At 71.2% G+C, this 13,054-nt stretch carries 14 protein-coding genes; 2 read left to right on the forward strand and 12 right to left on the reverse strand.

Annotated elements, in window-relative coordinates; translation table 11 throughout:
* Positions 1-4 precede the first annotated feature (4 nt).
* The 9 genes from ABD817_RS08620 to ABD817_RS08660 form a co-directional block, all read right to left on the reverse strand.
* Complete coding sequence (locus tag ABD817_RS08620) at positions 5-667, reverse strand: response regulator (RefSeq protein WP_344916812.1); 663 nt, start codon at positions 665-667, stop codon at positions 5-7.
* Positions 668-853: 186 nt separating this feature from the next.
* Positions 854-2,431 carry a serine/threonine-protein kinase gene (locus ABD817_RS08625; protein WP_344916814.1) on the reverse strand — a complete coding sequence of 526 codons (1,578 nt, stop codon included), beginning with the start codon at positions 2,429-2,431 and terminating at the stop codon, positions 854-856.
* Positions 2,431-4,029 (reverse strand): tetratricopeptide repeat protein, encoded by a 1,599-nt coding sequence (locus tag ABD817_RS08630; protein ID WP_344916816.1) that lies wholly within the window; start codon positions 4,027-4,029, stop codon positions 2,431-2,433. The genes ABD817_RS08625 and ABD817_RS08630 overlap by 1 nt, the downstream gene beginning before the upstream one ends.
* A gap of 268 nt (positions 4,030-4,297) precedes the next feature.
* Positions 4,298-4,882, reverse strand: a complete 585-nt coding sequence (locus ABD817_RS08635; protein ID WP_344916818.1) for a Uma2 family endonuclease — start codon at positions 4,880-4,882, stop codon at positions 4,298-4,300.
* A 68-nt stretch (positions 4,883-4,950) separates the two neighbouring features.
* Complete coding sequence (locus tag ABD817_RS08640; RefSeq protein ID WP_344917248.1) at positions 4,951-5,607, reverse strand: adenosylcobinamide amidohydrolase; 657 nt, start codon at positions 5,605-5,607, stop codon at positions 4,951-4,953.
* A gap of 91 nt (positions 5,608-5,698) precedes the next feature.
* Positions 5,699-6,472 (reverse strand): ABC transporter ATP-binding protein, encoded by a 774-nt coding sequence (locus ABD817_RS08645; protein ID WP_344916820.1) that lies wholly within the window; start codon positions 6,470-6,472, stop codon positions 5,699-5,701.
* 91 nt (positions 6,473-6,563) lie between these two features.
* Positions 6,564-7,751 carry a FecCD family ABC transporter permease gene (locus tag ABD817_RS08650; protein ID WP_344916822.1) on the reverse strand — a complete coding sequence of 396 codons (1,188 nt, stop codon included), beginning with the start codon at positions 7,749-7,751 and terminating at the stop codon, positions 6,564-6,566.
* Between the two features lie 31 nt (positions 7,752-7,782).
* Complete coding sequence (locus ABD817_RS08655; RefSeq protein ID WP_344916824.1) at positions 7,783-8,730, reverse strand: ABC transporter substrate-binding protein; 948 nt, start codon at positions 8,728-8,730, stop codon at positions 7,783-7,785.
* A 270-nt stretch (positions 8,731-9,000) separates the two neighbouring features.
* Positions 9,001-9,855: a Gfo/Idh/MocA family protein gene (locus ABD817_RS08660; protein ID WP_329092575.1), complete on the reverse strand. Its 855-nt coding sequence runs from the start codon at positions 9,853-9,855 to the stop codon at positions 9,001-9,003.
* Positions 9,856-10,013: 158 nt separating this feature from the next.
* Between ABD817_RS08660 and ABD817_RS08665 the strand changes: the two genes are divergently transcribed.
* Positions 10,014-10,595, forward strand: coding sequence for a histidine phosphatase family protein (locus ABD817_RS08665; RefSeq protein WP_344916828.1), 582 nt, complete (start codon positions 10,014-10,016; stop codon positions 10,593-10,595).
* A 90-nt stretch (positions 10,596-10,685) separates the two neighbouring features.
* On the opposite strand, the gene ABD817_RS08670 is transcribed toward ABD817_RS08665, so the two are convergent.
* From ABD817_RS08670 to ABD817_RS08680, 3 genes are all read right to left on the reverse strand, one after another.
* Positions 10,686-10,943, reverse strand: a complete 258-nt coding sequence (locus tag ABD817_RS08670; RefSeq protein WP_344916830.1) for a hypothetical protein — start codon at positions 10,941-10,943, stop codon at positions 10,686-10,688.
* 123 nt (positions 10,944-11,066) lie between these two features.
* The gene (locus ABD817_RS08675) at positions 11,067-11,303 is read right to left on the reverse strand and encodes a DUF397 domain-containing protein (protein WP_344749145.1); all 237 of its coding nucleotides are present in this window, start codon (positions 11,301-11,303) and stop codon (positions 11,067-11,069) included.
* Positions 11,304-12,164, reverse strand: coding sequence for a helix-turn-helix domain-containing protein (locus ABD817_RS08680; RefSeq protein ID WP_344917250.1), 861 nt, complete (start codon positions 12,162-12,164; stop codon positions 11,304-11,306).
* A gap of 184 nt (positions 12,165-12,348) precedes the next feature.
* Between ABD817_RS08680 and ABD817_RS08685 the strand changes: the two genes are divergently transcribed.
* A complete protein-coding gene (locus ABD817_RS08685; protein ID WP_344917252.1) occupies positions 12,349-12,912 on the forward strand; it encodes an ATP-binding protein in 564 nt (187 codons plus the stop codon).
* Positions 12,913-13,054: the final 142 nt, after the last annotated feature.

The following is a 13,054-nucleotide window of genomic DNA, read 5'->3' on the forward strand; positions in this document are numbered from 1 at the left end:
CGTACTACCCGACGGCCGCTCCCGGCCGGACCACCCCCGACTCGTACGCGAACACCACCGCCTGAGCCCGGTCGCGCAGGTGAAGCTTCATCAGCACCCGCGCCACGTGGGTCTTGACCGTCGCCTCACCGACGAAGAGCTTCCCCGCGATCTCGGCGTTGGTCAGGCCGCGCGCCAGGGAGCGCAGCACCTCCAGCTCGCGCGGGGTGAGGTCGGCCAGCTGCGGCGGGGGCGCGGGGTCGTGGCGTCCGGCGAAGGAGGCGATGACGCGGGTGGTGACGGCCGGGTCGAGCAGGGCGTCCCCGGCGACGACGACCCGGATGGCCTCCACGAGCTGCTCGGGCGGCGAGACCTTGAGCAGGAACCCGCTCGTCCCGGCGCGGAGCGCGGCGTAGAGGTTCTCGTCGGTGTCGAAGGTCGTCAGCATCACGACCTTCGGCGGGTCCGGCTCGCCCAGCAACCGGCGGGCGGCGGTGAGGCCGTCCATCCGCGGCATCGAGATGTCCATCAGCACGATGTCGGGCCTGGTGCGGCGGGCCACGGCGAGGGCCTCGATCCCGTCGGGGGCCTCACCGACCACCTCCAGGCCGGGCTCGCTCTCCACGACGAGCCTCAGCCCGGCGCGAACCATCGCCTGGTCGTCGGCGATCACGACGCGGATGCTCACTTCTCCTCCTTGGCAGGCGGCTGGACACCTCGCTCCGGGGCCGGGCGATCGACAGCCCGTACGCGCGGATACCGAAGAAGGGGAGAGGAGAACCGCCCTGCGGGGAGACTAAAGCCTGGTGACCGTCTTGCCCATAGGGCAAACCGCCCGGACAAGCCGCTCACAAGTGGGACACAAGTCAACGCCTCAGAACGCCGGGAACGAGACACTCCCCGTGAACCGGTTGGCGACCGCGTCGTCACACCTGCCGGACGCGCAGAAGTAAATAAGGAGGGCGGACTCGTCCTGCCGCTCGACGGCCCAGCCGGTGAATTCGAGCTGCCCGCCACGCTGCGGGTCGGCGATCGTCCCCCGCAGGCGCATGGCGAACTTCCCGCCCACACTCACCTGGACGACCTGGGAGAAGACGCTCACCGTCCCGGGAAGCGAGGACTGCAGGGTCTCCTGCAATCGCTCGGCGCCGCCGCGCACGTCGAGGGTGTCGAGCGTCTGCGCGTAGAGGCCGGTGGCGTCCTGCGGGGCGTCCTTGATGATCTCGTTCGCCGCGGCCCAGTCGGCGGTGACGGGCGTGGCGAACAGCGCGCGGAACTGCTCCACCCTCGGCGAGGCCGCCACGAACACGTCGGCGTGCGGCTGCAGCGTCCAGGTGCCGGGGTACTGGAAGGCGACCGGCACCGCGGAGGAGCCTCCGTACGCCACCCAGGTGTCGCCGCCGCGCAGGAACGTCGCGAGCACCGCCACCAGCGCGACGATCGCCGTGATCGCCACGGCCGCGCCGATGAGGATGCCCTTCCCGCCCGGCGAGGACTTCTTCGGCCCCTTCCGCTTCCCGGACACCTCGGTCGTCTCGGTCGCCGAGGGCGGCGGCGACAGCGGTGACGGGGAGCCCTGCGCGAGCTGGTACGGCTGCCCGGCGCCGCTGATCGCGTCACGCAGGTCGGCGATGAACTGGCCGCAGGTGTCGTAGCGCTGCTCGGGCGACTTGGCCAGGGCCCGCATCATGACCCCGTCGACCTCGAGCGGCAGCTCGGGACGGAGCGTGGTGAGCGGCGTGGGCGTCTCGGCGAGATGCGCCCAGAGCAGGGCGATCTCATTGTCACGCTGGAAGGGCAGCCGCCCGGACAGGGCCTCGTAGACCACGCAGGCCAGGCCGTACTGGTCGCAGCGGCCGTCGATGTGCTCCTTGTTGATCTGCTCGGGCGACATGTAGCGGGGGGTGCCGATGAACTGGTTGGTCTGGGTCAGCCCGGAGATCGAGGTGCGGTGCTTGGTGATGCCGAAGTCGGTGAGGTAGGCGTGGTCGCCCTCGGTGTGACCGGCGATCAGGATGTTGGCGGGCTTGACGTCGCGGTGGACCAGGTCGTGGGCGTGCGCGGTGTCGAGCGCGGCGGCCACCTGGGCGAAGATCCGGCTCACCTGGCTCACCGGCATCGGGCCCCGGTCGTAGAAGAGCTTGCGCAGGTCGGGGCCGTCGACGTAACGCATCGCGATGTAGAGGGTGCCGTCGTCGGCGGTGTCGGCCTCGTAGATCGGGATGATGTTGGGGTGGTCGATGCTCGCGACCGTGCGCGACTCCAGCACGAAGCGCTGACGGAACCGGTCGTCCTCGCCGAGCAGCGGATTGAGGATCTTCAGCGCCACCCGGCGGTTGAGCCTGGGGTCGATCGCGAGATAGACCACGGCCATGCCGCCCTTGCCGATGATGTCCTCAACCTGGTAGCCGGCCACCTCCCGGCCGATCAGCGCCCTGTCGTTCACGGACATCACGTCTTGGCCGGGTGGCCGCAGTAACCGCAGAAGCTGTGGGCGGGACCCAGCCGCATCCCGCACCCCGTGCAGTATTTCTGCGTCACCGTGTCTCCGGGTTTCGTGCCCGATGCCGTGTTGGAACCCGGAGCCGTGTCGCGCCCCGGGTCGCGCGCCACCAGCACCGGCTGGCCGGGCGCGGTGGAGGAGACCTTGGGCAGCGCCGGGAAGGAGCGGCCGACGACGACCGTGGAGTCGGCCTGCTCGTCGAAGGCCGGTCGCGGTGGTATCGGTATCGGTGGTGAGGCCGGGGCCGGGGGCCGGGTCTTCGCGGCCGGGCTCGGCTCCGGGGCGGGCCCGGCCTCGGGCTCCGACGACCTGCGGCGCCAGAGCAGGATCGCGACGGTCAGCACGGCCAGCACCAGCAGGCCGCCGCCGACGAGGAACGGCCACAGGGGCGTGCCCCCGGGCAGGTCGGTGGAGGAGGCCGCCCTCTTGGTGGCCTCGTCCTCGGCGGTGCCGCGCTTGGCCTGTGCGGTCTTCAGGTGCGCGGCCGCCACGGTGTGGCCCGGGTAGAGCTCCAGCACGCGCTGGAAGGCCGGGACGGCGTCACCGTAGTAGTGGGTGTGGAAGCGGGTCAGCGCCTGCTCGAAGGCGGCGTCGATCGGGCCCCGGGCGGGCGCGACGTCCGCCTCGGCGAGGGCCTTGGTGATCTCGCGGACGCCGATCATCCGGGCGTCCTTGCCGCCGCCGAGCAGCAGGCCGACGACCTCGCCCTTCTTGTCCTCGATCACCGGGCCGCCGAGCAGGCCCCTGTCGACCAGGGCACCCAGCTTCTCCGGCTCGTTGACCTTGTTCTCCGGGTCCTTGAACTCCCGGCCGCCCTCTCCGGCGCCGCCCGCCCGCAGGTGGGCGATGTCGACGGTCTCCGGCACATTCGCGGCGGGCCGTCCGGTGAACCCCGCGACCGCCACCGGCGAGGCGTCCTTGGCGGGCACCATGGCGGCGAGCGGGGCGGTGGGCAGGCCCGCGCTCCCGTCGGCGCGGCCGACCGGCCTCAGCACCGCGGGGCTGTCGGGCCCGTCGCCGGTACGGACGATCTCGGCCTTGAACCCCTCCTTGTCGGCGGGGGCGATGTTGGGGAAGACCGTGATCTCGGTGGCGACGTCGACGATGCAGGTGGCGGTGGGCTGCTTGGGCGGGTAGCACCCCTGCAGGTGGTGGTTGAGCTGATCGTCCTTGAGGGTGTGCCGCTCGAAGTCCTCGGGGATCTTGACCTTGTGGCGCTCGGCGAAGATCTTGTTGGCGGCGTAGACGCGGACGTCGCGGTCGGTCTTGACGACCCGGGTGAGGGTGACCATTCCCCCGTCGGGGTTGACCACGGTGCCGGTGCCGGCGCCAATCGGCACCTTGTAGGAACGCTCCACGTGCACCAGCTCGCCGATGTGGTCGAGCAACAGGATGTCGACCCGTGCCGTGGCCTCGATCCTGACCACCGCGGGGGTCACCAGGTCGGTGATTCCGCTGGGGTGCTCGTGAGCCAGGGCGGGGGCCACCCCGGCGATCGCCAAGGAGAGCCCTCCGAAAACCGCCAGCGCCGAACCGAACCGCCGCATCGCCACTCCCTACAGGGGATAGGACCAGGGTCGCAAACGGGGGTGAATAAGTGAACCGTCCAGGCCCGAGGGCTTGACTTTCTTTCCGCCATCACCAGTGAGAGGTCATGAGCAGGGCATCGCCACCCCGCCCTGACCCTCCCGTCTTACGGCCTATCGTCACGCCCACGCCCCGTCGCGGACAGTTACGCAAAGTCTAATCCTGAGCGGCCCTCCGGCGCGACAACGTATACCGGCGAAGGTCGGTCCCTTCGAGGAAGCCCGCCCCTCAGCTCCGGGGACGCAGCAGCACGGCGGGATCGAAGGAGACCTCGAACGGGGCGAGCAGGCTCGCCACCTCTCCGGCCTCATGCTTCTCCGCCGGTTTGTACTCGTCACCGGCCAGCTCGTGAACGTGGACGGACGGTCCCTCGGACAGCTCGATCCGCCAGTAGGCGGGAATCCCCGCCGCCGCGTAGGCGGCCCTCTTGAGGTGGCGGTCTCGCGCCCGGGTGCTCGGGCTGACCATCTCGACGGCCAGGAGGACGTCGCGCGGCGCGAACATCAGCTCCGTCTCGTCGACGGCCCCCGCGGGCACCACGACGAGGTCGGGGATGAAGAAGTCGCGCCCGCTCACCCGGAGGTTGACATCCGGCAGCGGCTCGAACTCGGGTGGCGCGGCGTCCTCGAAGATCCTAAGAAGACGGGCGATCGCACGCTGGTGCAGGGGGACAGGAGAGGGACTCACCAGCAGGCTCCCGTCGAAGAGCTCGTAGCGGTTCCCGTCGTCGGGAAACGTGAGCAGGTCGTCGACGGTGAACGGCGGCTCTCCGTGGAGAACCGTCCGCCTGGTCGTCGGCTCCGTCGTCGCCATCGCGGTCACCTGCCCAGTATCGGGAGTCTCGCCCTCGCCCACATGCTACTTCCCACAATCTCCCTACTTTAAGTAGTCAACGCATCACGGTTCGCCCATCGGCGGGCGCCCTGGTGGACGGCGGCGCGCACCGCGCGGGCGATGCGGGCGCCCCAGGTGGAGCGGGGGCCGCCGAAGAGCTCCTCGGGGCCGCCGGGAGCCCGGTCGGGGGCGGCCACGCAGACGGCGTCGGAGGCGGTGCCGGTGCAGGGGAAACCGGCTTCCAGCAGTGCCTGGGTCTTGGCCTCGGTCACCGTCATGACCGCGTTGACCAGGGCGGCGTCGCTCATGGCGACCGGTACGGCGACGGCGATGTTGATCGTTCCCGGCAGGAGGATCGGGGCCAGTTCGGGGTCGGCGGCGCCCTGCGGGGCGGCGGCCCAGGTGGGGACGCGCAGCCCGACGGTCGCCACGACCTCCGCTCCCCCGTCGCGGGCCCGGGTGAAGTGGCCGACCGACGCCGCGGTGAGCATGCCGACCCCGGGGCCCGGCGGGGCCAGCTCCAGCAGGTGCTCCACCGGGTCCATCCGCGAGTATCCGGCGACCACCTGCGCGTTGAGCATCCAGGCGGCCGGGCCGATGCCGCCGCCGAGCATGGCCGAGGAGATCGCCCGCCACCCGGGCCCGAACTCCCACAGCAGCGAGGCCAGCCGCGCGCCGTCCTCGTCGCGGTGGCTCAGCGTCAGCGCGGCCCCGTGTGAGCCCCGGGTCCGCCCGGAGACGTCCGGCCGGGCCTCGAATCCGCTCACGAACGCTCCAGACGAATCCAGGTCCCGCTCAGGGACGCTCAAGGTGGACCTCGGGCCTGCCGCCGGGACCGGTCGCGACCCGGACGCGGGCGTCGAAGTGCTCACCGATCAGCTCCCCCGTCAGCACCTCGGCCGGGGTGCCGGAGGCGGCCACCCTGCCACCCGAGAGCAGCGTCATCGAGTCAGCGTACTGACCCGCGAGACTCAGGTCGTGCAGAGTCGTGACGACGGTCAGCCCGTCGGCCAGCCGGAGCCGGTCCACGAGTTCCAGCACCTGCTGCTGGTGTCCCAGGTCGAGGGCCGTGGTGGGCTCGTCGAGCAGGAGCACCGGGGCCCGCTGGGCCAGCGCCCTGGCGAGCACGACGCGCTGGCGCTCGCCACCGGACAGGCGGGCGAGCGTGCGGGCGGCGAGTGACGACAGGTCAAGCCGCTCCAGCACCGACGCGGTCACCTCGCGGTCGTGACGGCTCTCGCGGCCCAGGTAGGGGATGTACGGGGTGCGGCCGAGCAGGGCGTAGTCGAACACGGTCATGTCGGCCGGCAGCGCCGGGGATTGCGGGGCGTAGGCCAGCAGCCTGGCCCGCTCCCTGGGCCCGAGCCGCCTGAGCGGCGTGTCGTCGACGAGCGCCTCTCCCCCGAAGGGCAGCACTCCGGCCAGGGCCCGCAGCAGCGTGGACTTGCCCGCGCCGTTGGCGCCGATGACCGCCAGCCAGCCGCCGTCCCGTACGTCGAGCCCGACACCGGACAGCACCGCGCGGCGGTCCAGCACGACCGACAGGTCCCTCACCACCAGGTGGCTCACCGCTCTCCCCTCCGCCTCTTCCCTTCGCGCGGCGCGCGGGTCACGGTCGCGCGCTCACCGTACGGGCTCGCCCCGTGGCCCGCGCGCGGCGTCACGTCTCCACCCGGCGGGTCATGCGCAGTACGGCCACGAAGAACGGCGCGCCGACGAAGGCGGTCACCACCCCGATGGGCAGTTCGGCGGGCGCGAGCACGGTCCGCGCGATCAGGTCGGCGAGGACCAGGAAGGCGGCCCCGCCGATCAGCGAGATCGGCAGCACGATCCGGTACGACGCCCCGGCCAGGCGACGGACCACGTGCGGCACGACGATGCCGACGAAGCCGATCAGCCCGCTGACCGCGACGGCCGCCGCGGTGGCCAGGGAGGCGGCGAACAGCACGACGAGGCGGACGCGGGCGGCGTTCAGGCCGAGGGTGACCGCCTCGTCGTCGCCGACCGAGAGCACGTCGAGGAGCCTGCCGTGCAGCAGCATGACCACCACCGAGACGGCGGCGTACGGGGCGACGAGCGTGACCTGGCCCCAGCCGCCGCCGACGTCGCCGAGGATCCAGGCGTAGACGCGCTGGAGCTCCTCCACCCGCAACTGCTGCAGGAACGTCTGGATCGCGGTGAGGAAGGACGTGACCGCGACGCCCGCGAGGACCAGCGTGGCGGTGCCGCCGCCCCGGCCCGCCGCGCTGCCCAGCGCGTAGGCGAGCAGCACGCCGCCGACGGCCCCGGCGAAGGCCGCGGCGGGAACGCCGATCGCCTCGACGTCGCCGCCGGTGAAGACGATCGCCGCCGTGGTCGTCAGACCGGCGCCCGCGGCGGCTCCCAGCAGATAGGGGTCGGCGAGCGGGTTGCGGAAGACGCCCTGGTAGCCGGCTCCGGCGACGGCCAGCAGGCCACCGACGATCGCGGCGAGCAGGACCCGGGGCAACCTCAGCTCGGTGAGCAGGCCGAGCTCGACCGGGGCCAGCCCCGAGTCCGCCGAGACGAACGGCAGCCAGTCGAGCAACTGGAGCATCACGCCGCGCGGCGCGATGCCCGCCGCGCCGACCAGCAGCCCGGCGAACATGCTCGCCAGGAGCACCCCCACGGCCGAGAGCGTCACCAGCGGGCTCAGCCTGGCCGCCTGCCTCCCCTGGGCACCGGTCTCCCGAACCGCGCCGACGCCGGTGCCGGTGTCCGTCCCGGTCCCGGTGCCGGAGGCGGGGAGCGACGATCCCGAGGCCGCGTCGCCGGGACCCGGCGGATGTCCGGGTCGTGCGCCTCGACCTTCGGGACGGAGGGGAGGCATCTCTCGTTTCCTCTTGACGCCTTGACGCCGGTCAGCTCGCCGCCTTCCGGACGGCGTCGCCGACCTGCCTGGCGAGGTCGACGACGCGCGGCCCCCAGCGGGAGGCGACGTCGTCGTCGAGGGGGACGACCCGGTCGTCCTTGACGGCGGAGAGCTTGGACCAGCCGGGACGCTTGGCGAGGGTGTCCCTGGACTGGCCGCAGCACTTGGTGTCGGCCAGGAAGACGAGGTCGGGGTCGGCCTGGGCGACGAACTCGGCGGAGAGCTTGGGGTAGCCGCCGGCCGCGTCGGGAGCCTTGTCGGCGATGTTGGTCATGCCGAACAGCCCGTAGATCTGGCCGATGAAGGTGGTGGAGGTGGCCGAATAGGGGGTGGTGTCCAGCTCGTGGTAGTAGGTGAGCTTCGCGTCCTTCGGCGCGGCGGCGACGATCTCGTCGAGCTGCTTCCTCATCCCGGCGACGAGCTCGGCGGCCCGGTCGCCGTTGCCGGTGGCGGCACCGAGGTCGGTGATCTGGTCGTAGGCCTCGTCGAGCCTGGTCGCGGCGGGCTCCAGCAGCACGGGGACGCCGACCTTGCCCAGCGCGGCCACGACACTGTCGGCGTCGTTGGCGACCACGACCAGGTCGGGTTTCCTGGCGATGATCGCTTCCACGTTCGGCTTGAAGCCGGACAGGTCGCTCTTCGGCGCCTCGGCGGGATGGGTGGACTGGTCGTCCACCGCCACGACCTGCGGTCCGGCACCGATCGCGAACAGGCTCTCGGTGGCGGTGGGCGACAGCGAGACGATCCGCTCGGGCCTCCTGGCGACGGCGACGGAGCCGTTGCCCGCCTCGACGGTGACGGGGAATCCCGCCGCCGAGGGGGTGGCCGCCGTGGTCGCGGAGGTGGCCGGGGGCGAGGTGGGGGAGCTCTGGCCGCACCCGGCCAGGGTCAGCGCGGCGAGCAGGGCACCGGCGAGGGCGCTGCGTACGGGCCTCACACGAGGTCCTTTCAGTTGCCGGAACCGAGAGACCCAGGAGAGACGGGTCACCCTTTTCCACGAGGGTCGGCGTCGACGCGGCGGAGGCGACCTGGCTCGACCCCGGGGGGCCATGACAGTTGCGGGACAGCGCCGGGCTCACACCGGACTTCGCTCACGCCGCGCGTCAGACGAACGGTATCAATCCCACCGGGCGTTCCCCGAGGGTCCCCGACGTCGAGGCTCCCGGCGCGTGCGCTCCGGCGAGCCGCTCCTCAGTCGAGTTGCTCCTCAGCCGAGTTGCTCCTCCGCGGCGGCGATGATCTCCTGGAGGCGCAGGCCGTGCGCGGCGTCCAGGGGGTGGCCGCCGCCGCGCCGTACGGTCAGCGCGAACTCGGCGAGCATGAGGGAGAAGACGTCGGAGCCCAGCCGGGTGCCGTCGAGGGACTCCCTGCCGAGCCGTCCGTAGATCTCGACGTCGGAGGGCGGGTTCTCCCCCGGCACGCTCATGCACAGCGACGCCTCGCTGACCGCGCCGGTCTCGTGTTCGAGCAGCAGGCCGACCCAGCCCAGCGGGTTGCCGTGCGCCCGGACCCCGACGACCCTGCCGAGTGCCGCGTCCAGCATGTCGATCATGTGCGGGCCGACGTCGAGGATCGCGCCGCGCTCCAGTCGCCAGGAGGTGGCGAAGGCCCCGCCGAGCATCGCCCCGGAGACGTTGGCCGCCCGCCCGCCGAACGGCTCGATGGCCGACACCCTGGCCAGGAAGGCGCGGGTGGCGGGAGAGTAACGCCAGGTGAGGACCATCTGCGAGGCCACTCCCGCCTCGGCGACCGCCTCGGCCAGCCGCCGGGCCCCGTCCAGGTCGGCGGCGAGCGGTTTCTCCAGCAGCAGCGCCTTGCCCGCCTTGGCGGCGCGCACGCCCAGCTCGGCCTGGACGGCGGGCGGCACCGAGAACGCGACCGCCTCGCAGTTGTCGAAGAGCTCCTCGATCCGCTCGAAGACCGGGGCGCCGAACCTGGCCGCGGCCTCGGGACGACGGGCCCACACACCTGCCAGACGCGTGTACGGACCAGCCGCCAGCATCGGCGCGTGCACCATCTCGGCCCACGGTCCGGCGCCTACCAGACCCACAGATAACGTCACCGATCCAGTTTCGCACGCTCTCCCACCGTGATCGCGTGCCCCGGGTGGCGTGCCATGCCCGCCGTCTATGAGCCGCGGGCACCCTCCGGAGACGCCGGACGGGAGAAGGGAGGGTAACGGGTGGCGGCATCCGCCGTACCGGCATGATGGTGGGCACTATGAACCAGATGACGCTGCTGCGGCACGGCGAGACCGAGTGGAGCCGGGACGGCAGGCACACCGGGCTCACCGATCTGCCGCTCACCGCCAAGGGCGAGGACCAGGCGCGGGCACTGGCCCCGCTGGTCGCGGGCCGGACGTTCGACCTGGCCCTGGTGAGCCCGGCCGGGCGCGCGAGGAACACCGCCGAGCTGGCCGGGATCAAGGAGTACGAGGTCGAGCCCGACCTGTGGGAGTGGGACTACGGCGGCTACGAGGGCGTCACCACCGCCGCGATCCGCGAGAGCCGTCCCGGCTGGTATCTGTGGCGCGACGGTGTCGTCCCCGGTGACGCCGACCATCCCGGCGAGAGCGCGGAGCAGGTCGGCGTCCGTGCCGACCGGGTGATCGCCCGCGCCGGGGCCGTGGAGGGCGACGTGGTCCTGGTCGCCCACGGGCACTTCCTGCGGGTGCTGTGCGCCCGCTGGCTCGGACTGCCCCCGCGGGACGGGCGTCTCTTCCGTCTGGACACCGGGACCTACTCCCGGCTCGGCTTCGAGCACGGCGAGCCGGTGGTCCTCGCCTGGAACGCCCCCGTCTGACCCCGGAGGGGCTTGGGCCCGGAGAGAGACGGGAGCCGGGAACCCCCCGCCCGGTCGAGCCCGATCACCTCGTACGGCGGGAGGTCTCGCTCAGGCGGCGGCCGCGACGGGCTGGGGGCCGCGGCCGGTCAGCCATTCGAGGACCTTGCGATGACCGTGGCAGGCGTCCTCGAAGTGACCCCAGCGCCAGTAACGCGGCTGGTCGCGCACTCCGGTGACCCATGTGCGGTAGGACACCGGAGTGGGCGCGCCCTCCCCCGTCGCCACCGAGGCGACGCCGTAAGTGCGGATCACGACGCGCCCGCCTGGCGCGAACAGCACGTCGTCGGCCACCGGATACAAGGTCATCTGGTCGAGCACGGCTTGAGCCCCCAATCACTGTGATCTCAAACTCTTCCGTGCCGATCCACTCCCCCGGTTACATCACAGGCGCGCCCCGGTTAACCCGGCGGCCCCGATGTAAAAACGGTGTTACACCGTTAAGCCGTCGAACTCCCCATCCTTCACCCCGAGCACCAGGGCGCGGATCTCGTCCCTCGTGTAGATCAGGGCAGGCCCCTCGGGGAAACGCGAGTTACGGACCGCGATGCTGCCATCCGACAGTTCGGCCAGTTCGACGCAGTTACCCGTCGAGTTGCTGTAGCGGCTCTTGCGCCAGCTGGCCCCGGCAAGGTCAGTGGCGGGCATACCGTTGTAGGTCTGCTTCATTTACATCTCTCTGAGAAGGTCGCCGAGGATCTCGGCGGTGCCCCCGGGCGTGGTGCTTTCCACGCACAACTGCTCCATGGCCGTGAGGTATGGATCAATGTCCTCACGTTTGTCCAGGTAGAGGGCACCCCAGAGCTGCTCGACATAGACGACGTCCGACAGGTCGGACTCGGGAAACCGCAAGATGCTGAACGCACCACCCTCGGCCGCGTGCATGCCGAATCGGAAGGGCATCACCTGAAGGGTGATGTTGGGAAGCGTGGACACTTCCAGCAGGTGCTGGAGTTGCTCACGCATGATCTCCTTGCCTCCGATGGGACGCCTCAGGGCCGCCTCGTCGATGACCGCCCACAATCGGGGGCCGTCTTTCTTCGTCAGGCGATCCTGCCGCTGCATGCGCATATGCACACGACGCTCGATCTCCGCCTCCGGCACGTCCGGGTAGCCCAACCGGATCACGGTGTGCGCGTAGGCGGACGTCTGCAGCAGGCCGGGAATGAACTGCACCTCGTAGGTGCGGATTATGTTCGTGGCCTCCTCCAGCCCCACGTAGGTGGTGAACCAGTTCGGCAACAGGTCGCCGTACTTGTGCCACCAGCCCGGGGTGTTCGCCTCGCGGACCATCTCCAGCAGGCCGCGCCGTTCTGCGTCGTCGAGCACGCCATACAGGGTGAGCAGGTCTTCCACGTCACGCGTCTTGAAACCGACGCGGCCGAGTTCCATGCGGCTGATCTTGGACTCCGAGGCGCGGATGTGAAATCCCGCCGCCTCGCGGGCGAGCCCTTTCTCCTCACGCAGCCGGCGCAGGCTCGCGCCGAGCATGATTCGCCGAACGGTGGAACCGGTACCGGGCGGATCCATGGACACGTGGTGCTCCTCGCTCGCTTTCCTGATCGACAGTCTGTCACTTCATGGCCTAAGAATCCTTGGCCACGACCAAGATCCCCTTTCGTCCGGAATCACCCGATCAGGGGTAACGGTAGCGGTTGCACAGGCCTTATGCACGTGCATTCGCTCTTGCACCTGCACGGGAGTTTGCAGCATGATGACGGCTGTGCAGTCCGCCCAAACCGCGCCCCCCCGAGCGTCAACGTCATGGACGGCTCTCGACTGGTGGCCCCCCGCCGGCTGGTGGCCCGACTCCGCGCGTGATCTCCTTCCCGGATCCCCCGCGACCACGGCCAGCGCCACCTTCGTGCTCCCGCCACACGCCGAGTCCGTCCACTCCGCCCGCAGCTTCGCGACAGGCACCCTCACCGGCTGGACCCTCGGTGAGCTGAGCGAGAACATGGAGCTGGTGGTCTCGGAGCTGGCGACAAACGCCATCAGGCACGGCCTGAGACTGGCCGAGTCACGGGCCAGGGAGCCGATCCGGCTCTCCCTGCTCCGGAGGGGCGGGCTGGTCGCCTGCACACTCAACGACCCGGGGGCCGGCTTCCCCGCGCTGCGCGACCCCTCCCCCCTCGACATCGGCGGCCTCGGACTGCACATCGTCGAGTCGCTGAGCCTCCAATGGGGCTGGGCACCGCTCGCTCCGTACGGCAAGATCGTGTGGGCCGTCCTCAGGACGGGCCACCGCGAGCAGCCCGATCCTCTCGACCACCCGTAACCCCCCCCGGGACTCCCCGGCTAATCCTCCGAACGCCCTCGGGCCGGCCCGTCTTCTCCCCGGCCCCGAGGTTCCTCCAGGGCTCCGGACGACAAAGCTCCGGACGATAAAGCTCCGAACGACAGGGCTCCGACCTTCTCCG

The sequence above is a fragment of the Streptosporangium oxazolinicum genome, assembly GCF_039537505.1.
Lineage (GTDB): Bacteria > Actinomycetota > Actinomycetes > Streptosporangiales > Streptosporangiaceae > Streptosporangium > Streptosporangium oxazolinicum.

Coding starts and splice junctions, on each gene's coding strand:
- ABD817_RS08625 (WP_344916814.1), bottom strand. CDS start 2,431: ATGTCCGTGAACGACAGGGCGCTGATCGGCCGGGAGGTGGCCGGCTAC.
- ABD817_RS08630 (WP_344916816.1), bottom strand. CDS start 4,029: ATGCGGCGGTTCGGTTCGGCGCTGGCGGTTTTCGGAGGGCTCTCCTTG.
- ABD817_RS08635 (WP_344916818.1), bottom strand. CDS start 4,882: ATGGCGACGACGGAGCCGACGACCAGGCGGACGGTTCTCCACGGAGAG.
- ABD817_RS08650 (WP_344916822.1), bottom strand. CDS start 7,751: ATGCCTCCCCTCCGTCCCGAAGGTCGAGGCGCACGACCCGGACATCCG.
- ABD817_RS08665 (WP_344916828.1), top strand. CDS start 10,014: ATGAACCAGATGACGCTGCTGCGGCACGGCGAGACCGAGTGGAGCCGG.
- ABD817_RS08670 (WP_344916830.1), bottom strand. CDS start 10,943: ATGACCTTGTATCCGGTGGCCGACGACGTGCTGTTCGCGCCAGGCGGG.
- ABD817_RS08675 (WP_344749145.1), bottom strand. CDS start 11,303: ATGAAGCAGACCTACAACGGTATGCCCGCCACTGACCTTGCCGGGGCC.
- ABD817_RS08680 (WP_344917250.1), bottom strand. CDS start 12,164: ATGGATCCGCCCGGTACCGGTTCCACCGTTCGGCGAATCATGCTCGGC.
- ABD817_RS08685 (WP_344917252.1), top strand. CDS start 12,349: ATGACGGCTGTGCAGTCCGCCCAAACCGCGCCCCCCCGAGCGTCAACG.